The organism is Kitasatospora sp. NPDC033851 (genome assembly GCF_055576085.1).
On sequence record NZ_JBVIRL010000021.1, the window covers coordinates 86,429 to 104,726 of the forward strand.

14 protein-coding genes are annotated in these 18,298 nt (G+C 74.2%); 6 read left to right on the top strand and 8 right to left on the bottom strand.

The window, feature by feature from the left end:
* Positions 1-1,002 carry a pseudouridine-5'-phosphate glycosidase gene (locus ACZ51D_RS32260; protein WP_465623310.1) on the bottom strand — a complete coding sequence of 334 codons (1,002 nt, stop codon included), beginning with the start codon at positions 1,000-1,002 and terminating at the stop codon, positions 1-3.
* 150 nt (positions 1,003-1,152) lie between these two features.
* On the opposite strand from ACZ51D_RS32260, the gene ACZ51D_RS32265 reads away from it, so the two are divergent.
* Positions 1,153-2,055 (top strand): LysR family transcriptional regulator, encoded by a 903-nt coding sequence (locus ACZ51D_RS32265; RefSeq protein WP_465623308.1) that lies wholly within the window; start codon positions 1,153-1,155, stop codon positions 2,053-2,055.
* Positions 2,056-2,218: 163 nt separating this feature from the next.
* Positions 2,219-3,883 carry a peptide-N4-asparagine amidase gene (locus ACZ51D_RS32270; RefSeq protein ID WP_465623307.1) on the top strand — a complete coding sequence of 555 codons (1,665 nt, stop codon included), beginning with the start codon at positions 2,219-2,221 and terminating at the stop codon, positions 3,881-3,883.
* A 438-nt stretch (positions 3,884-4,321) separates the two neighbouring features.
* On the opposite strand, the gene ACZ51D_RS32275 is transcribed toward ACZ51D_RS32270, so the two are convergent.
* Positions 4,322-5,011 carry a response regulator transcription factor gene (locus tag ACZ51D_RS32275; protein ID WP_360503148.1) on the bottom strand — a complete coding sequence of 230 codons (690 nt, stop codon included), beginning with the start codon at positions 5,009-5,011 and terminating at the stop codon, positions 4,322-4,324.
* Between the two features lie 133 nt (positions 5,012-5,144).
* On the opposite strand from ACZ51D_RS32275, the gene ACZ51D_RS32280 reads away from it, so the two are divergent.
* Positions 5,145-6,755 carry a purple acid phosphatase family protein gene (locus tag ACZ51D_RS32280; RefSeq protein WP_465664270.1) on the top strand — a complete coding sequence of 537 codons (1,611 nt, stop codon included), beginning with the start codon at positions 5,145-5,147 and terminating at the stop codon, positions 6,753-6,755.
* Positions 6,756-6,894: 139 nt separating this feature from the next.
* On the opposite strand, the gene ACZ51D_RS32285 is transcribed toward ACZ51D_RS32280, so the two are convergent.
* The gene (locus tag ACZ51D_RS32285) at positions 6,895-8,112 is read right to left on the bottom strand and encodes a sensor histidine kinase (RefSeq protein WP_465623304.1); all 1,218 of its coding nucleotides are present in this window, start codon (positions 8,110-8,112) and stop codon (positions 6,895-6,897) included.
* A 160-nt stretch (positions 8,113-8,272) separates the two neighbouring features.
* Here ACZ51D_RS32285 and ACZ51D_RS32290 point away from each other — a divergent pair, with 160 nt between their 5' ends.
* Both ACZ51D_RS32290 and ACZ51D_RS32295 read left to right on the top strand, forming a co-directional pair.
* Entirely contained in the window at positions 8,273-8,896 is a 624-nt protein-coding gene (locus ACZ51D_RS32290) for a hypothetical protein (RefSeq protein WP_465623303.1), read from the top strand.
* A gap of 204 nt (positions 8,897-9,100) precedes the next feature.
* A complete protein-coding gene (locus ACZ51D_RS32295) occupies positions 9,101-9,916 on the top strand; it encodes a (2Fe-2S)-binding protein (protein WP_465664271.1) in 816 nt (271 codons plus the stop codon).
* A 275-nt stretch (positions 9,917-10,191) separates the two neighbouring features.
* Here ACZ51D_RS32295 and ACZ51D_RS32300 read toward each other — a convergent pair whose 3' ends face one another.
* The 5 genes from ACZ51D_RS32300 to ACZ51D_RS32320 all read right to left on the bottom strand — a co-directional run bounded on the left by ACZ51D_RS32300 (position 10,192) and on the right by ACZ51D_RS32320 (position 16,866).
* Entirely contained in the window at positions 10,192-11,244 is a 1,053-nt protein-coding gene (locus ACZ51D_RS32300; RefSeq protein WP_465664272.1) for a hypothetical protein, read from the bottom strand.
* 156 nt (positions 11,245-11,400) lie between these two features.
* The gene (locus ACZ51D_RS32305; RefSeq protein WP_465623299.1) at positions 11,401-12,999 is read right to left on the bottom strand and encodes an alpha-amylase family glycosyl hydrolase; all 1,599 of its coding nucleotides are present in this window, start codon (positions 12,997-12,999) and stop codon (positions 11,401-11,403) included.
* Positions 13,000-13,202: 203 nt separating this feature from the next.
* On the bottom strand, positions 13,203-13,823 hold the full coding sequence (locus ACZ51D_RS32310) for a bifunctional 4-hydroxy-2-oxoglutarate aldolase/2-dehydro-3-deoxy-phosphogluconate aldolase (RefSeq protein WP_360503128.1): 621 nt from the start codon (positions 13,821-13,823) through the stop codon (positions 13,203-13,205).
* Positions 13,820-15,391: an N-acyl-D-amino-acid deacylase family protein gene (locus tag ACZ51D_RS32315; protein ID WP_465623295.1), complete on the bottom strand. Its 1,572-nt coding sequence runs from the start codon at positions 15,389-15,391 to the stop codon at positions 13,820-13,822. The genes ACZ51D_RS32310 and ACZ51D_RS32315 overlap by 4 nt, the downstream gene beginning before the upstream one ends.
* A 173-nt stretch (positions 15,392-15,564) precedes the next feature.
* Complete coding sequence (locus ACZ51D_RS32320) at positions 15,565-16,866, bottom strand: alanine racemase (RefSeq protein WP_465623293.1); 1,302 nt, start codon at positions 16,864-16,866, stop codon at positions 15,565-15,567.
* Between the two features lie 232 nt (positions 16,867-17,098).
* Between ACZ51D_RS32320 and ACZ51D_RS32325 the strand changes: the two genes are divergently transcribed.
* The gene (locus ACZ51D_RS32325) at positions 17,099-18,292 is read left to right on the top strand and encodes a sugar kinase (protein ID WP_465664273.1); all 1,194 of its coding nucleotides are present in this window, start codon (positions 17,099-17,101) and stop codon (positions 18,290-18,292) included.
* Positions 18,293-18,298: the final 6 nt, after the last annotated feature.

Here is an 18,298-nt window from a genome sequence, read left to right on the forward strand (position 1 = left end):
TCAGGCCCCGGTCTCGGCGGCCGAAGCGGCCGACCCGCCCGACGCAGCCGAGGCGTCTGACGCAGCCAGGGCAGTGGCGATCTCGCCGCCGAGCCGGACGTTGCCCCGGTAGACCTCGACGTTGACCTCCAGGCTGCGGCCGTCGGTGTCGCGCTGGATGTGGTCGAGCAGGAAGGGGGTGGAGGCGTTGCCGGTGATGCCCTGGCGCTCCGCCTCGGCCCAGGCGCGGGCCAGGATGCCGTCCAGTTCCTCCGGCGGCAGTTGCTTGGCCGGGTCGACCGGGTTGGCGATCAGGACGGCCTGCGGCAGGGCGAGCCGGTCGCGGGCGTCGATGACCTTCGCGGCCTCCTCGGGCGATTCGACGCTGAAGTTGATCTCGTGGCCGGAGTCGGTGATGTAGAAGCCGGGGTACTTGCGGGTGCGGTAGCCGATGACCGGGATGTTGAAGGTCTCGAAGCGCTCCAGGGTGGCCCGGATGTCGAGGATGGACTTCACCCCGGCGCTGATCACGGTGACCGGGGTGGCGGCCAGGGTGGTCATGTCGGCCGACTCGTCGAAGCTCTCGGAGGCACCGAAGTGGACGCCGCCGAGGCCGCCGGTGGAGAAGACCCGGATGCCCGCGCGGTGGGCCAGGAAGGCGGTGGCGGCGACGGTGGTGCCGCCGTGCCGGCCGAGCGCGGCAACCACCGGGAGGTCGCGCAGGCTGACCTTGTCGAGCCCGTCGGTGGCGGAGAGCTCGGTGATCTGTTCGGTGCTCAGGCCGACCGTCGGTACCCCGGCGTGCACGCCGATGGTGGCCGGGACGACGCCCGCCTCCCGCAGCTGCTTCTCCGCCTCCAGCGCGACGGCCAGGTTGCGGGGGCGCGGCAGGCCGTGGGTGAAGATGGTCGATTCCAGGGCGACCACGGGCCGGCCGTCGGCGAGGGCCCGCGCGACCTCCTCGGCGACGCGGATGGCGGGGGTAGCGGGGGTGCTGGGGGTGCTGGGCGGAAGTCCGGTCATGATGCGAACTCTCTGTTGAGATGCCACTGCGGTGGGGCAACGTGATGGCCAGCGTATGGACGGCTCGCATCGGAATCCAGAATGAGTCCTGGGGCTTCCGATAGGCCGTCAGCTATTGGTTCGTCCACCCCTTCGCCTACCCTGACGACCATGGGTTTCACCTTGCGTCAGCTGGAGGTCTTCCTGACCGTCGCCGAGACGCTGCACTTCGGAAGGGCCGCCGAACGGCTGCACATCTCGCAGCCGACGGTCAGCCAGGAGGTCGCCCGGCTGGAGCGGACGGTCGGCGTCGAGCTGTTCGACCGCAGCCGCCGCTCCGTCGCGCTCACCGAGGCCGGCGCGGTGATGGCCACCGAGAGCGCGCGGCTGCTCGGCCAGGCCGAGGCGATGCTGACCCGGGTCCGGCTGCACGAGGAGTCCCGGGTGGGCACCGCCCGGATCGTCGCCTCGCCGAGCGTGGTGAACCGGCTGCTGCCCGCCGTGGTCAGCCGGGCCGAGCAGGAACTGCCCGCGCTCGACACCGCCGAACTCGCCGTGGACACCGGCCAGGTTTCCGCCACCCTGGCCGCCGAACTCGCCGACATCGGGCTCGGCCGCTTCCTGGACGAGGTGGCCGGCTACCGACTGGAGCGGATCGCCGACGAGCCGGTGCTGGTCGCGCTCGGCCGGGACCACCCGCTGGCCGGCCGGACCGGCCTGGGCCTGGCCGAACTGCGCGACCTGCCCCTGCTGTTGTGGCCGCGCGAACAGCACCCCCGCTACTACGACCACGTGCTCGGCCTCTGCGGGGACCACGGCGTGGACCCGCCGGTGCTGGTCAGCCCGCCCCGGATCGTCGGGTCCCGGCTCTACCTGCTCGCCCGCAACCGCGCCTTCTCGCTGGTGCCCGGCTCGATGACCGGCCACCTCACCGAGGACGTGGCCACCGTACGGCTGGAGGGGCGGGCCACCCTGCCGCTGGAGATGCAGTGGCGGCTGGACGACCGGCGACCCCGGCTGGCCACCCTGCGGGACCTCATCCGGCAGGAGGCGGCGGCGCTCGAGGAGCAGTAGCCGCGCCCCGACCCGGCACCGCCGACCACGGCCCCCACCACGCACCCCTGACCACCACCCCCGACCACCACCCTTGACGCTGGCATGCCACCGCCGGAAGGATGCCGGATCATCCCTCCGGCCCGCGGCAGCGCCACGGGCCGCCCGACCCCGGGGATCCGCCTTGACCCTGCGCCCACTGCTCCGCCGCGCCGCCGGTTTACTCGGTGCCGCCGCGCTCACCCTCGCCGGCACCCTCACCGCCGCCGGCCCCGCCCACGCCGACTTCGGCACCGACTACCACGACCCGGTCACCGCCACCAAGCCCCTCACCCGTCCCGACACCCGCTCCTGCACCGTCGAGGCGATGCACCAGCGCGAGTTCCGCAACGGGTACGGTAACCCGCCCGACACCCCGTACACCGCCACCCTCACCCCGCCCGCCGACTGCGCGGGCCCGTGGTCGGCGGTGGTGCTGGACCTCCACGGGCAGGTCGCCGGGCGGCAGTTCGACCGGATGTTCAGCGTCCGGGTCGGCGGCGTCCAGGTGCTGCTCTCCTCCACCCCGGAGCCGTCCAAGGACGGCATCGAGTGGAACGTCGAGCACGACGTCACCCGCTACGCCCCGCTGTTCGCGTCCGGTCCGCAGGACTTCTCCTTCGACCTCGCCAACGTCACCGACGCCACCTACACCGGCGTCTTCACGATCAGCGCGACCCTGACCTTCTACACCGCGAACGATCGCTGGCCGGCCGCCCGCGGCGCCGACCGGCTGCTCACCACCGGACCGTTCGCGCTCACCCAGGCCGCCCCCGCCGCCGGGCGCGAACTCACCTTCCCGCAGAACCTCGAACGCCTCACCGCCGAGGTCTACACCCGGGGCGGCGGCGCCTGCGAGGAGTTCGCGTACGCCTCCGCGCCGGACGCCTTCGTCACCGCCAACCCGGGCCTCGGCCTCTGCGGCAAGGGCCCGTTCCGCGAGCTGCGCCTCACCGTGGACGGCCGGGTGGCCGGCGCGGTCTGGCCGTACCCGGTGATCTACACCGGCGGCTGGGACCCGCTGCTCTGGCGGCCCGTCCCCGGTATCTTCGCCTTCGACCTGCCCGCCTACCGGCTCGACCTCACCCCGTACGTCGGCCTGCTGCTCGACGGCCGCCCGCACACCGTCGGCGTCACGGTCAACGCGTCCGAGGCGCAGAGCAACGACACCTGGACCGGCCAGGTCAACCTGTTCGCCGAGGTCGACCACGGCGCCGCCCGCACCACCGGGCAGCTCACCGACCACCGGGTCGCCCCCGAGGCCGCCGTGAGCACCGCGCTCGCCGACCAGGGCGGCGGCAGCGGCGACTGGACCGTCACCGCCGCCCGGCACGATCTCGCCCGGGGCTGGGTGCAGACCTCGCACGGCCGGATCACCACCGAGGTCCGCGACGACCTCTCCTTCCGCTCCGGCCAGCAACTGCGCGACAGCGGCAACGACGTGACGCTGCACAACGGCACCGACCTCACCCGCACCACCTCGACCTGGGGCGGCGGACCGCACCGCACCACCACCGTCCACGAGGGCGAACCGCTGGACGTCACCTACAAGGTGAGCCACGACGCGGCCGGCAACACCGACCAGACCACCGCCATGGACCTCGGCTACCACCGCGAGGCCGGCACGGCGACCGGCGGCCACGTCACCGAGCGCTCCACCGTCGACCACACCCTGCGCCCGACCGCCCAACGCCACGACGGCGACCGCACCGTCCGCACCGGCAGCAGCACGGAGGACTACCGCAGTACCGGGCCCGAGGGGCCGTACCACCGGACGCTGAGCTTCGTGGACGGGTGGCCGCGGTCCTGAACCGCCCCCCGGTGATCGATTCTCCGCATTGATCGATTTGCGAAAATTGCCCGAATTCATGCTGTTCACCCCTGGTGCACACGGCGTACGAGGCGCATGATGGGAAATGGACCTGCGAGGTAGCTGAAGGAAGTTCGACCGCAGGAGGCAGTGGCGACAGATCGAGACGGATCAGGGTCTGCCGCTGGTTTTCTACCTCGGTCGACGATCGAACTACTGGCCGGAGGACGTCAAGTCCGGAGGCCGCCCCCACCTCGTAGGTTCCCCGCGTCCACGGAGCATCCCCTCGGCTCCGTGGACGCGCCGTCCATGTGCACAGCCGAGCATGTCCATCCGGGCCACTCGTTCGTACCGCCCGTACGGCACGGCCCGTTCGGCGCGGTCCGTTCGGCACCGCTGAATCAGTACCGCTGGATCAGTACCGCCGGTTCGGTATGCCTAGTTCGGTACGGCGTAGCCCATCTCCCAGGCGTGCACGGCGATCCCGACCCGGTTCGCCACCCCGAGCTTGCGCTGGATGCTGGCGACGTGGGTCTTCACCGTGCCCGGCGAGATGAACAGCTCCGCGGCGATGTCCGCGTTCGTGCGGCCCGCCGCGACCTGCCCGGCGATCTCCACCTCCCGCTCGGTCAACGGCGCCGCGGCCGCGGGCCCCCGGCGCTCCGGCCGGCGCGGCGCCGTCACGTGCCGCAGCAGCCGGACCGTGACCGACGGGCTGATCAGACTCTCCCCGTCCGCCGCCGCCCGCACCGCCTCGGCCAACAGCGCCGGGCCGGAACGCTTCAGCAGGAACCCCGAAGCCCCGTACTGCAGCGCCGGGTACACGTACTCGTCCAAGTCGAAGGTGGTCAGCACCACCACCCGCACCGGCTCGGCCACCCCCGGCCCGGCCAGCCGCCGGGTCAGCTCCAGCCCGTCCATCCGCGGCATCCGGATGTCCACCAGTGCGACGTCCGGCCGCAGTTCGGCCGCCAGCCGCAGCGCGGCCAGCCCGTCCGCGGCCTCCCCCACCACCTCGATGTCCGGCTGGGCCTCCAGGATCCGCCGCACGCCGCGCCGCACGGCCTCCTGGTCGTCCGCGATCAGGGTGCGGATCACCCGCGGGCACTCGCCGTTCGCGCTCGTCACGCCCAGCAGTCTGCCACGCGATCCGTCACACGCAGCCCGCCGGGAAGCTCCCCCGGCAACCCCTGTACGGCCCGCCGGAAAATTCACGCGGCGACCCCGGCGCGGTTCACCTCCGTACGGTGAGCTGACCGCCATGAACGCTTCCAGTGGACGTCTCCCCGTCAGCCGGCGCGGCCTCCTGGCCGGCGCCTCCGGCCTCGGCCTCGGCCTCGGCGGCGCCGTGTCCCTCTCCGGCCTCGCGGCCACTCCCGCCGCCGCTGCCCCCGCCGCCCCCGCGGCCTCGCCGCTGCTGTGGCAGCGGCCCGGGCGCTCCGGTGCCCCGCGGGTGGCCGGTCTGCACCTCCAGTTCGGCTCGGACGCCTCGCGCGAGGTGGTGGTGTCGTGGCACACCACCAGGTCCGTCGCCAACCCGCGGGTGATGTACGGGACTTCGAACGGCGGCTTCGGCCGGACCACGCAGGCCGCGACCCGCACCTACCGGGACGCCGCCTCCGGCACCGAGGTCCAGGTGCACCACGCCCGGCTGACCGGCCTGCACCCCGACACGGACTACGTCTACGCGGCCGTCCACGACGGCACCACCCCCGAGCTCGGCACCGTCCGCACCGCCCCGCGCGGCCGGTCCGCCTTCACCTTCACCAGCTTCGGCGACCAGGGCACCCCCACCCTCGGAAAGAAGACCGCCAACGGCTACGTCAACGACAACCTCGGCAGCCCCGCCGCCGGCGACACCACCGCCGGGGTCGAGCGGATCGCCCCACTGTTCCACCTGCTCAACGGCGACCTCTGCTACGCGAACATCTCCACCGACCGGGTCCGCACCTGGTCCGACTGGTTCGAGAACAACACCCGCTCCGCCCGCCACCGCCCCTGGATGCCCGCGGCCGGCAACCACGAGAACGAGAAGGGCAACGGCCCGATCGGCTACGGCGCCTACCAGGCCTACTTCGACCTGCCGGGCTCCGGCTCGGACGACGAACTGCACGGCCTCTGGTACTCGTTCACCGCCGGCTCGGTACGCGTCATCAGCCTCAACAACGACGACGTGGCCCTGCAGGACGGCGGCAACTCCTACGTCCACGGCTACTCCGGCGGCGCCCAGCAGCGCTGGCTGGAGCGGGAGTTGGCCGCGGCGAACGCGGACCCGGAGATCGACTGGATCGTGGTCTGCATGCACCAGGTGGTGATCTCCACCGCCGACAAGTTCAACGGTGCCGACCTCGGCGTACGCGAGGCCTGGGTGCCGCTGTTCGACAAGTACGGCGTGGACCTGGTGGTCTGCGGCCACGAGCACCACTACGAGCGCTCCCACCCGATCCGCGGCCAGCAGCCGACCGACACCCGCACCCCGATCCCGGTCGCCACCGGCACCCAGACCATCGACACCACCAAGGGCACCGTCCACATGGTGATCGGCGGAGGCGGCACCTCGGCCCCGTCCAACCAGCTGTTCTTCAACCCCCCGAAGGCCCGCGTCATCACCGGCGTCGGCGCCGCCGACCCGGCCACCGGCAAGCGCCCGCCGGTGTACGTGATCGAGGACGCCCCCTGGTCGGCCTTCCGCGACGCCGACAACCCGTACGGCTTCGCGTCCTTCGACGTCAACCCGGGTGAGCGCGGTGGGCGGACCACCATCGACGTCACCTACTACTCCGTCAGCGGCCCGTACGGCGACCTGGTCCCCGTCGACCGCTTCACCCTGACCCGCCCGCGCGGCGCCCGCGGCGGCGGCCGGGGCCGCTGACCGCCCGGAATGCCCGACCCGCTCCGCACGCGTGGCACGCGCCACACTCGCCACACGCACGGCACGCGCCACACGCACGGCACGCACGGAAGCGGCGAACGCCGGCCGAGCCCCCTCGGCCGGTGCCGTGCCTAGCGCGCTACCGCCCCGGCAGCGTGCAGCTGACCCGCCAACCCGCGGGCTCGACCGGGCCCGCGGTCAACGCGCCACCATGGGCGGCGGTGCGGGCGGTGAGGCCGGCCAGTCCGGTGCCGCCGGAGCCCGGGCGGCGGCGCAGCAGCGGCTTGCGGGCGGGGCCCGCGTTGTCGGTGACCGTCACCTCGACGGCGCCGTCCCGACCGGGGGCCACCCGTACGGCGACCTCGGTGGCCTGCGGGGCGTGGCGGCGGATGTTGGTGAGGGCCTCCAGCACGACGGCGTAGGCGGTCGCCTGGGTCTCGGCGGGGAGCACGTCGACGGCGTCGGGGGCCACGTCGACGGTGGCCCCCGGCCCGCCCGTCGTACCGAAGCGGGCGACCAGCTCGGGGAGATCGGCCAGGCCCAGGCGGCGCGTCGTCGCGGCCGCCCCGGCGGACCGCTCGCCCTGCCCGTCCGGGCCATCGCGCAGGGCCCCGACCATCTCGTCCATCGAATCCAGCGCCCGCAGCCCGGCCTCCTCCAGGCGGCGCAGCAGCACGGCGGTCTCCTCCGCGTCCTGGCCCGGGAGTTGACCGGCCTGGGCTTCCAGCACAATGCCGGTGATCTCGTGGGCGACGAAGTCGTGCAGCCCCCGGGCCACTTCGAGCCGCTGCTCGCGCCGGGCCCACACGACGGCCCGCTCCCGGCGGGCGTCCAGGACACGCAGGTAGAGGGCCACCCCCGCGACGCCGAGCACCGGCAGCAGGGAGAGCAGCACGCTGATCACCGGGCCGGCCGCGCCGCCCTGGGGCGTGCGGAGGGCGAACCGCAACGGCAGCAGGACGGCCGCCGACCCGACCAGCCCGCCGACCGGCCCGGCCCACCGGTCGGGCAGCCGACGCACGGTCCGGAACAGCACCCCGAGCAGGGCGAGCCACTCGAAGGGCAGCCAGAACGCGGGCAGCCGGTACGGCCCCGGGTAGAGCACGTCGAGCAGCAGCGAGGCGCCGGCCACCGCCCCGGCGGCCGCGCCGAGCGTGATCCGTCCGGCAGGCCACGGCAGGAGCGCCACCACCGCCGCGAGCGCGGCCGTCAGGGCGAGCAGCAGGGCCGCGCCGTGGTCGCCCGGGTGGGCGAGCGCGACGGGCGCCGACAGGACCAGCGCGGCGAGGACGGCGAGCGGCCGCCGGACCCGGACGGAACGCGGCCGGGCGGGGCGGGTCGGGGATTCGGTGCGCACCCGGCCGAGCCTACGGGCAGCTCTCCCGGGGGAGGCGGGGCTCCTCCCCGGGAGGGAGCCGGTGGCCGCCGACTCCCCTCCGCAGCGGGAGGTTTGCCCGACCCGGCGGCGGCAGACTCGTTGTCGTCGAAGCAACCACCCCGAAGAAGGACGAACCGTCATGAACCGTCGTCTCGCCACCGCCGCAGCCTCGCTCCTCCTGCTGGCCGCGACGGTCGTCGCCGCCGTACCGGCCTCCGCGGTGCCGATCTCCGCAGTACCGGGCTCCGAAGCATCGGTCTCCGAAGCATCGGTCTCCGCAGTGTCGACCGCCGACGCGCATCCGGCCGCAGCCGCGGGCGGCCCCGGGGCGGTGAGCGTGCGCGGGACCGGTGACACCGTCCTCACCTCCGCGTTCGGTGGCTTCGCCGGCGACCCGGTCCGGATCTCGGTCGACGCCCGCGCCGCCACCAGCACCGACCCGGGCGGCACCAGCGGCCACTTCCACGTCCGCCACGTGCACAACGACGGCCGGCTGGTCGCCGACTTCGAGGGCGACATCACCTGCCTGGGCGTCGGTGGCCGGGAGGCGATCGCCACCGGTGTGATCACCAAGGGCGAGGCACCGTGGTTCCCGGGCCTGGAGGTGGTCGGCCAGAAGGTCTCGCTGTCGGTGGAGGACAACGGCCGGCACGGTGACCGGCTCGGCTGGGTCTGGGGCGCGCTGGGCCTGCCGGTGGCGGACTGCCAGGGCACGGTACCGTTCATCCGCACGACCGGTGGCGACTTCACCGTGCGCGGCTGACACCCGCCCGACCAGGGCGTTCCCGGTCCTCCGGGGTCCGCACGGGGCGGTGCGCCGCCGCCCGGCCGCTGCCGCTCGGCTGCTGCGCCCCGAGCACCCGGACCCCTGGAGGCCACCGATGCCACCGCTTTCGCCCGACCGCCCGACCGCACCCGGGCCATCCGAAGCCGGCGCGGGGTCCAACGACCGCACAGGGGACGGCCGTTGAACCCCGCGCCCGACCCGTCAAACCCCGCACCCGAGGACCCCACGCCCGAGAACCCCGCGCCCGAGTCGCCGTTGCCCGAGTACCACCGACTCGCCGCCGTCGGGCCGTACTTCGCGCTGGACACCTCCCCCGCCGGCGCTCCGCCCGAGGGCTTCCGCCCGCTGCCCGAGCTCTACGGCACCGGGCCGGACGCGCCGCTGGCCGCGCGCCTCCAGGTGGTGGCGCAGCGGCTCGGCACGGCTGAACCCCGGGTCGCCGCCTCGATCCTGCACCTGGGACTGGCCGCCCGCTTCTGGTCGGTGGGCCTCGGCTCGGCCGTCCTGCTGGGGACGGTCCCGACACTGGAGCGCGCCTGGGTACGGATCCCGGACCAGGGCCCGCTCGATCTCTGGACGCCGCCGGAGCCCGTCCGGCCGGACGCGGGACCGCTCACCGACCAGCTCCACTCCGCCGTCCTGGTAGGCCAGTTGGCGCCCCTGGCGACAGCCGTCCGGGCCGCCGCCCCGCTCTCGGCGCGCCTGCTGCTCGGCAACGTCGCCTCCGCACTGGCCGGCACGCTGCGGGTCCTGGACGCCCACGCGCCGGGCGTGGCACGGGCGTTGGTCGCGGAGCTGCTGGACCGCCCGCCGCTGGCCGGGTCCGGCACACTGGTCACCAGCCCGCTACTCGCCGGGCCGCGTGGCACCGCGTTCCGGCGGAACAGCTGCTGCCTCTACTACCGGGTCGGGCCGAACGCCGGACTCTGCGGGGACTGTTGCTTCACCGAGCCGCCCACGCGGAGGGAGCGGAGCGACCGAGACCTGCACCAGTGAAGGTCATCGTCACCGCCGCATCGCTACCGCCCCACGGGAGCCGTCACACCCGCACCACCACCCGGTCCGCCACGCCCGACGGCACGCGCGGCGCGCACGGCACGGACAACGCGCACGGCACAGATGACCCGCACGGCACGGACCACGCATGAGCCACGACCAGGCCGCATCGTGAAGCGGCCCGCGTCCGGCTTGTCCAGGGCCGGGCGCGGGCCGCGAATCCTCACCCGGTGCCGATGCCCTGGCGCCGGGTGAAGTCTTTCCGAGGGGTGCGGTCAGACCGCGACCGCTTCCTCCATCTCCTCCTCGGCCTCCGCCGGCGTCTCCACCGGACGGCGCCCACGGCTCTCGTACAGCGCCGCGGCCACCAGGGCCGCCCCGCCCAGCAGCAGCCAGACCAGCAGGGTCACGACGTGCCCGCCGAGGCCCGCGCCGCCGTCGAAGTACATGATGCTGCGCGCGCCCTCGAGGAAGCCGGCGCCGGTCCAGAAGCCGTGCAGGGCGCCGAAGAAGCCGTTCTGCAGCTCGGGCCGGTAGATACCGCCCGAGGAGGTGAAGTTGAGCATCACGAACAGGACCATCATCGTCAGCGTGGTCCACTTCTTCAGGAAGCTGTGCAGGCCGATGCCGATCAGCACGATGCCCGCCGAGTAGAGCCAGCCCAGCGCCCAGATCGCGGCGTGGTCGTGGTCGACGACGTGGAACAGAGGCCCGGCGGTGACGATCCCGATCACGCTGACCACCAGCGAGACCGCCACGCCGACCAGCGCCCGGACCTTCACGCTCAGCGCGGCGCCGGCGGCGCCGATCGCCGCCACGCTCGCGTACGAGCCGATGCTCAGGGCGACCAGCAGGAAGAACAGGCCCTGGCCGGTCGGGTCGCCCTTGGCGGGGGTGGTCAGGTCGGTGACGTGCAGGGGGACGCCCTGCTGGTCGGTGACGTTGGTGAAGACCGCCGTGGCGGCCACCACCGAGGTGTCCGAGTTGCCCTTGGCCACGATCAGCTCGGGGCTCCTGGCGTCCGGGACGAAGGCGCCGACCAGGTCGCGGTCGCGCAGTTGCCGCTCGGCGGCGGACCGGTCGCCGACGGTACGGACGTCGAGCGCGTCACCGGCCTTCTCGCGGATCGTCTGTGCCAGGCCGTGCGCCTGCGGCGTGGTGCCGACGACGGCGACCTTGAGGTGGTGCGGCTCGGGCTGGTGGAAGGCGCCCTGGTAGGCGAGCGCCATGCCGAGGCACATCAGCAGCGGGGTGATCAGGTGGACGGCGAGGTGCTTGAGCGAGTGCCCCAGGGTGGGCGCCGCGGCGGGGTTCTGGGGTGTGCTCATGGTGTTCGTACCGTCCTCCGGTGGCGTCTCGCACAGTCGAGAGGGTGGCAAATACAACCAATGCAGGTGGTAAATGCAACCATCTATTGATGTAGCTTACAACCATCCGACATCGAGCGGAAGCCGGCCCCGACAACCGGCCCCCTTCGCCCGCGATCAGCCCAGCTCGAAAACCCCGTACGAGAACCCGTCCGCCCGCAGCTCCCCGTCCGCCACCCGCACGCCCTGCGCCTCCAACGACCGGACACCCTCAGCCGGCCCCGACAACAGGTGCGACAGCGGCACCACCCCCGGCTCCCGCCGCGGATTGACCACCACCAGGTACCGCCCGCCCCTGGTGTACACCAGCGGGTACCCGGCCTGCCGGACCTCCACCACGCCGGCGGAACCCAGCCCCGGGTGCGCCCGACGCAGGGCGATCAGCCGCCGGACGGTGTGCAGCAGCGACGTCGGATCGGCGCGCTGGGAGAGCACGTCAGGGCGGTGCGGGTCCGGGTCCACCGGCAGGTACAGCCGCTCGGGCGGAGCGCTGGAGAACCCGGCCGTCGGGCCGGGCGTCCACTGCATCGGGGTGCGCGAGCCGGCCCGGTTGAAGCGCGGCCCCAGCACGCTGCCCTCGGTGTCGGGCAGGCCGGGGAGGTAGCGCATGCCGATCTCGTCGCCGTAGTAGACGGCCGGGAGGGTGGGCCAGGTGAGCAGGAAGGCGAAGGCGGGCGCGAGCTGCTCGGCGGTGCGCGGACCGGCGGCCAACCGGGAGAAGTCGTGGTTGGCGGTCGGCAGCACGATGTGCCCGCTGCCCTCGGTGAGTTCGGCGGCGGAGCGCCAGGCGTCCAGGAAGGGCTGCGGGGTGCCGCGGCCCTCGGCCTCGAAGTAGCAGGCCTCCTGTTGCCAGAACTCCTCGACCGTCCCGCCGTTGTTGTTCCACAGGGAGCGCAGCGGGAGGCCGTGGTCCTCCCCGCCGAAGTGCAGGAAGAAGTCCGCGTGGAAGCCGGCCGCGACGGCGGCGGAGGGGTCACCCCACTCGGCGAGCAGCGCGGCCTGGGGGTGGGCGCGGTCCAGCCAGTCGCGCAGCTCGGTCCAGAGCTTGGCGGTCTCGGCCTTGCCCGGGTCGTCCTTGACCAGCGAGTACGCCATGTCGACCCGGAAGCCGGCCACGCCGAGGCCGAGCCAGTGCGCCATGATGTCGCGCAGCGCCGCCCGGTTGGCGCGCGGGCCCTCGGCGTCCACCGGCTGGCGCCAGGGCTCGTCCGAACTGCTGCGCGCGTAGCCGAAGTTGAGGGCGGGCTGACAGTCGAAGAAGTTCGGCCGGTACCAGCCCGGGCGGCTGCCGGGTGAGGGGACGAAGCCGTCCACCTGGCGGTCGGACCAGATGTACCGCTGGTCGGACGGGTCCTCGGCGGCGGCCAGGAACCAGGGGTGGCGGTCGGAGGTGTGCCCGGCGACCAGGTCCAGCAGGACCCGGATGCCCCGGCCGCGGGCGGCCTCGACCAGCGCGACCAGGTCCTCGGTGCTGCCGTAGCGCGGGGCGGGGGCGAGGTAGTCGGTGATGTCGTACCCGGCGTCGCGGAACGGCGAGGCGAAGCAGGGGTTGAGCCAGACGGTGTCGACGCCGAGCCAGGCGAGGTGGTCGAGGTGCGCCGCAATGCCGGCGAAGTCGCCGATGCCGTCGCCGTCGGAGTCGGCGAAGGTCTGCGGGTAGATCTGGTAGAGGACGGCGTCGGCGAGCCAGTCGGGGCCGGGGCGGGTCGAGGTCATGGGCGGAGGTCCTCCTACCGGGTCCGGGGCCCGGGGTGCACCGGGCGGGGCTGAGCCGGGCCGGACTCGGCCGGGGCCGAACCGGGTGCCCCCGATTCTCGTCCAATTGCGGCCGTCCCGACAGCCCGCCTCGCCCCGCCGGCGCCTCCCCCCGCTCCTACGGCGTCCCGACAGCCCGCCTCGCCCCGCCGCCTCCCCCGCTCCTACGGCGCCCCGCACGCCTGCGTGAACGCCCGGGCCCGCCGGGTGATCTCCGCCCAGTCCCCCGCCACGACCGCCTCCGGCGGCACCACGTCCGTCCCCGCGCAGACCGCGAGCGCGCCCTGCCCCAGGAACTCGGCGGCGTTGCCCGCGTTCACCCCGCCGGAGGCCACCAGCGGGACGTCCGGGTACGGGCCGCGCAGGTCCTTGAAGTAGCCGGGACCGAACGCCCTGGCCGGGAAGATCTTGACGGCGGCCGCCCCCAGGTCCACCGCCCGGGCCACCTCGGTCGGAGTGAGCGCCCCGAGCACCACCGGCACCCCGGCGGCCTTCGCCGCCTCCGCGACCTCGGGCCGGCAGCCGGGCGTGACCAGGAAGGACGCCCCGACCGCGACCCCGCGCTCGGCCTGCTCCGCGGTCAGCACGGTGCCGACACCGACCCGGTGGCCGGCCTGTGCGGCGCGACGCAGATGCTTCGTCACATCCGGTGTGGTGTACGTGAATTCGGTCCACTCGATGCCGCCGGCGGCGAGCGCTTCGCACAGCGCGGAGGCGTCCGGGATGCGCGGAGCGCGGACCACCGCGATCACCCGGTCGTCCCGCAGGGCTGAGAGAGAGTTCATGCGGCTCGGGTTCCTCGGTCGGTGCGGCGCAGGGCGCGCCCGGGCCGGGCGCCGGTGGTGCGACCCTGCCGGACGACGGCGGTGCCGTTGACGTACACGCACTCGATGCCCTCGGCGGGCCGCCGGGGGTGCTCGAAGGTGGCGGCGTCCCGGACCCGTTCGGGGTCGAGGAGTACCAGGTCGGCGTGGTGGCCGGGGGCGATCCGGCCGCGCCGGTGCAGGCCCAGCCGGGCGGCGGGCCGGCCGGTCATCCGGGCGACCGTCTCCTCCAGTGTCAGCAGGCCCAACTCCCGGCTGTAGTGGCCGAGATAACGCGGGAAGGTGCCCCAGGCCCGCGGGTGCGGCCGGGCGCCGACCAGCAGTCCGTCGCTGCCGGCGGTGTGCGCGCGGTGGCGCATGATCGCCCGGACGTTCTCCTCGTGCCCGACGTGCTGGAGGATCGTGGTGGCCAGTTCGTCCCGGCGCAGCAGGTCGAGGAAGACCTCCGTGCCGGTCCGCCGCTCCCCGTCGGCGAGTTCGGCGACGGTCCTGCCGACGGCCGGTGCCAGCTCCGCCGACCGAACGCCGGAGATCTGGACCGTCGCCCAGTCGGCGACCACGCCGTGGCAGCCGTCGCTGCCCTTCTCCTCCATCTCGTACCGGATCCGGGCGCACTGCGCCGGGTCGGTGAGCCTGGCCAGCGTCGGCGCCGGTCCGCCCTCGGTGGCCCAACTCGGCAGCAGGGCGGCCAGGGTGGTGGAGCCCGGCAGGTAGGGGTAGCTGTCCAGGGTGAGGTCGACGCCGTCGGCGAGCGCCTCGTCGACCAGCTCCAGCAGCTCGCCGGCCCGGCCCCGGTTGACGCCGAAGTTCATCGTGGCGTGGGTCAGGTGCAGCCCGCAGCCGCTCCGCCGGGAGATCTCCACCATCTCCGCGTAGCCCTCCAATGCCCCCTCACCGTAGGAGCGTTGGTGCGGAGCGTGGAATCCGCCGTAGGCCGCGACGATGGTGCACAGCTCGACCAGTTCGGCGGTGTCCGCGTACATCCCGGGGGTGTAGCTGAGGCCGCTGGACATGCCGACCGCGCCGTCCAGCAGGCTCCTCGCCAACACCTGCCGCATCCGGTCGAGTTCGGCCGGGGTGGGCGGGCGGTCGGCCCAGCCCATGACGAGGGTGCGCAGCGTGCCGTGCGGGACGAGGTAGCAGGCGTTGACGGCGACGCCGGTGCGGTCGATCCGGTCCAGGTAGCCGGCGACGTCGCGCCAGTCCCAGTCGAGCTCGGCCGGATCGCCGTTCCAGCCCGCGAGTTGGCGGCGCAGCGCGGGCAGCGTGGTGTCGTCCACCGGGGCGTAGGACAGGCCGTCCTGGCCGAGGACCTCGCAGGTGACGCCCTGGGTGACCTTGGCCGGGTGCTCGGGTTCGAGCAGCAGGGCGAGGTCGGAGTGGGCGTGCATGTCGATGAAGCCGGGGGCCAGGACCAGGCCGTCGGCGTCCACTACCTCGGGCGCGTCGAGGCGGTCGCCGATCTCGGTGATCAGGCCGTCGGCGATCCGTACGTCCGCCCGGTAGCGGTCCGCGCCGGTGCCGTCCACGATGGTGGCGCCCCGGAAGACCGTCGCACCCGGCCCGGATCGGCCTGCCCGTGCCCCGGATCGGCCTGCTCCCGTCCCGCCCGCCCTCGCCTCGGCCGCACTCGACCCAACCTCCGGCACCCCGTCCGATTTCGCCCTGCCCGCCGGCACCCCGTCCGGTGTCGCCCCGGCCATCAGAAGAAGGTCCTGACCAATCCGGTGACCTTCGGCTCGGCCGCGTCCGCGGAGTCCAGCACCGGGATCGCCGTCCACTTGTCGAAGGCGGTGCACGGGTGCGACACGCCCAGGCGCAGCACCGCGCCGATCGGCGCGAGGTCGCCCGCGTCACGCAGGAAGGCGTGCTGGTCGTTGAGCGCGGTGATCCGGGCCGCCGTCCCGGTCAACTCGGCTCCGCCGCGGACCCGTTGCGGCTCGGGCAGGCCGTCGTCGAAGGGCAGGTCGCGCTTTCCCGCGTCCAGCAGGGCGAGTTGCGGCTCGGGGCGGGAGATCACCCGGGCCCAGCCGTGCAGCGCACCGCGGAAGGGTGCCTCACCGCCGTGCCGGGCGAGCGGCGAGATGCCCCGGTAGAAGCCGTCGTCGTGGGCGATGTACGCACCAGAGCGCAGCACCACCAGGGCGTCCGGCAGGTCGGCCAACTCCTCGACCACCAGGTCGAAGTAGGCGCTGCCCCCGGCCGTGACCACCGGCGGCGCGTCGTCGGGGTAGGCGCCGGCGAGCCGGCCGTGGAGCTGGGCCAGTGCCCGGAGGTAGCCGCGGACGGTGGCCAGCCCGTCGGTCGTGGCGTCGTGCGCGAGCGCGCCCTCGTACCCGCCGACGCCCGCGAGGCGCAGGGTGGGGGCGCGCAGCACGGCGGCGGCGACCTCGACGGCGGCGTCCACGCCGCGGGCGCCGGTCCGCCCGTGGGGGCCGCCGAGTTCGATCAGTACCTCGACCGGCCGTTCGGCCCCGGCGGCGCGCAGTGCCTCGTCCATCAGCCGCACGCTCTCGGTGGAGTCGACCCAGGAGAGGAAGGCGAAGCCCGGGTCGGAGGCCAGTTCGTCGGCGAGCCAGGCCAGTCCGGCCGGGTCGAGCAGGGTGTTGGCGAGCAGGATCCGCTGCACCCCGAAGGCCCTGGCGACTCGCACCTGGGGCAGGTTGGCGAGGGTGATGCCGTGGGCTCCGGCGGCGAGCTGCGCCTCCCAGAGGGCGGGTGCCATGGTGGTCTTGCCGTGCGGGGCGAGCGCGACGCCCGCCTTGGCGCACCAGTCGGCCATGGTGCGGACGTTGTGCTCGAGCGCGGCAGCGTCGAGGGTGAGCAGCGGGGTGCCGAGCGAGGAGAGGGTCGGGCCGGTGGCCAGCCACTCCCGCACGGTGTGGCCCCACGACTCCGGCGGGGCGGCCTTGAACCGCCAGTCCAGCTGCTCGTCGGCCAGGGCCGCCACCGCGCCGCCGGCGATGCCCGGCCCGGTGCCGCTGCTTGCGAAGGTCTGCTCCACGGTCTTCCTCCATTTGCCATGTTGCAACATGCGCAACGAGGGTTGCACATGCTGGCAGCACGGTTCTAGCATCGGCGCCGGATCACGGTCAACGGAACCGTCCCAGGCCGACCGGGACCGACCCACTCAGACCCACGCCGAACGGAACTGACCCACGCTCAACGAACCCGACCCACGTTCAGGAGTCCCGGCCCGCACCCGACGGAACGGCCGCAGACGAGGAGCCCAGCACATGCCGCGACAGGACACCCCGGGCCCGACCCGCCCGGGTCCTCCCCCGACGGCCGTGTGCGTGGGCGAGTCGATGGCGGTCCTGCTCCCGGACCGCCCGGGCCCACTGGAGTCGGTGGAGAACTTCCGGCTCGCCGTCGGCGGCGCCGAGTCCAACGTGGCCGGCGCACTGGCCGCGCTCGGCGTGCCGACCGCCTGGGTCAGCCGGGTCGGCGACGACGGCTTCGGTCGGCGGCTCGTCGCCGAGGTCGCCGCCCGCGGCGTGGACGTCTCGGCGGTCGCGGTCGACCCACACCGCCCGACCGGCGTCTACCTCAAGGAGGTCGGCGGCACCACCGGCCACGATCACGACCTCGGCCCCGGCCGCAGCCGACTGCACTACCACCGGCGCGGTTCCGCGGCCGCCGCGCTCTCCCCCGCACTGCTCGCCGACCCGGCCGCCGCCGCACTGCTGGCCGGCGCCCGTCTACTGCACCTGTCCGGCATCACCGCCGCGCTCTCCGACGACTGCCTCGCCCTGCTGCGCGCCCTGTTCGCCGACCGCCGCCCGGACCGGCTGGTCAGCTTCGACCTCAACTGGCGCCCCTCACTCTGGCACGACCGGGACCCGGCCGTACTGCCGCCGCTGCTGGACGCCGCCGACCTGCTGCTGCTCGGCGCCGACGAGGCGCAGGCCGCCTTCGGCACCGGCGACCCCACCGCCCTGCGCCGCCGCTTCCCCTCCCCCGCCACCCTCGTGGTCAAGGACGCCGACCGGCACGTCACCGCCCTGGAGCGGGACGGCACGGCGGTCACCGAGCCGGCCCTCGCCGTCGAGGTGGTCGAGGCCACCGGCGCGGGCGACGCCTTCGCGGCCGGTTACCTGGCCGGCACCGTCCGGGGCCTGGACCAGCGCCGCCGGCTGCGGCTCGGCCACCTGAGCGCCGCCTGCGCGCTGACCGCCCACGGCGACCAGGCCGAGCTGCCGCCCGCCGCCGTCGTGACGGCACTGCTCGACGCCTCCGCCGCCGACTGGGCCGCCACCCGGGTCACCGCGGCCGGCATCACCGGCCCGACCCTGCCCACCGACGGCGCCCACAAGGCCGACCGCCCGCACCCCACCGACCGCCCGCACCCCACCGACGGCGCGCACCCCACCGACGGAGCACCGCCGACCGACCGAACGCCGCCCGCCGGCCGGGCCCGGGCCCGATGAGCAGCC

Coding starts and splice junctions, on each gene's coding strand:
- ACZ51D_RS32300 (WP_465664272.1), bottom strand. CDS start 11,244: ATGAGCACACCCCAGAACCCCGCCGCGGCGCCCACCCTGGGGCACTCG.
- ACZ51D_RS32280 (WP_465664270.1), top strand. CDS start 5,145: ATGAACGCTTCCAGTGGACGTCTCCCCGTCAGCCGGCGCGGCCTCCTG.
- ACZ51D_RS32305 (WP_465623299.1), bottom strand. CDS start 12,999: ATGACCTCGACCCGCCCCGGCCCCGACTGGCTCGCCGACGCCGTCCTC.
- ACZ51D_RS32325 (WP_465664273.1), top strand. CDS start 17,099: ATGCCGCGACAGGACACCCCGGGCCCGACCCGCCCGGGTCCTCCCCCG.
- ACZ51D_RS32260 (WP_465623310.1), bottom strand. CDS start 1,002: ATGACCGGACTTCCGCCCAGCACCCCCAGCACCCCCGCTACCCCCGCC.
- ACZ51D_RS32265 (WP_465623308.1), top strand. CDS start 1,153: ATGGGTTTCACCTTGCGTCAGCTGGAGGTCTTCCTGACCGTCGCCGAG.
- ACZ51D_RS32290 (WP_465623303.1), top strand. CDS start 8,273: ATGAACCGTCGTCTCGCCACCGCCGCAGCCTCGCTCCTCCTGCTGGCC.
- ACZ51D_RS32310 (WP_360503128.1), bottom strand. CDS start 13,823: ATGAACTCTCTCTCAGCCCTGCGGGACGACCGGGTGATCGCGGTGGTC.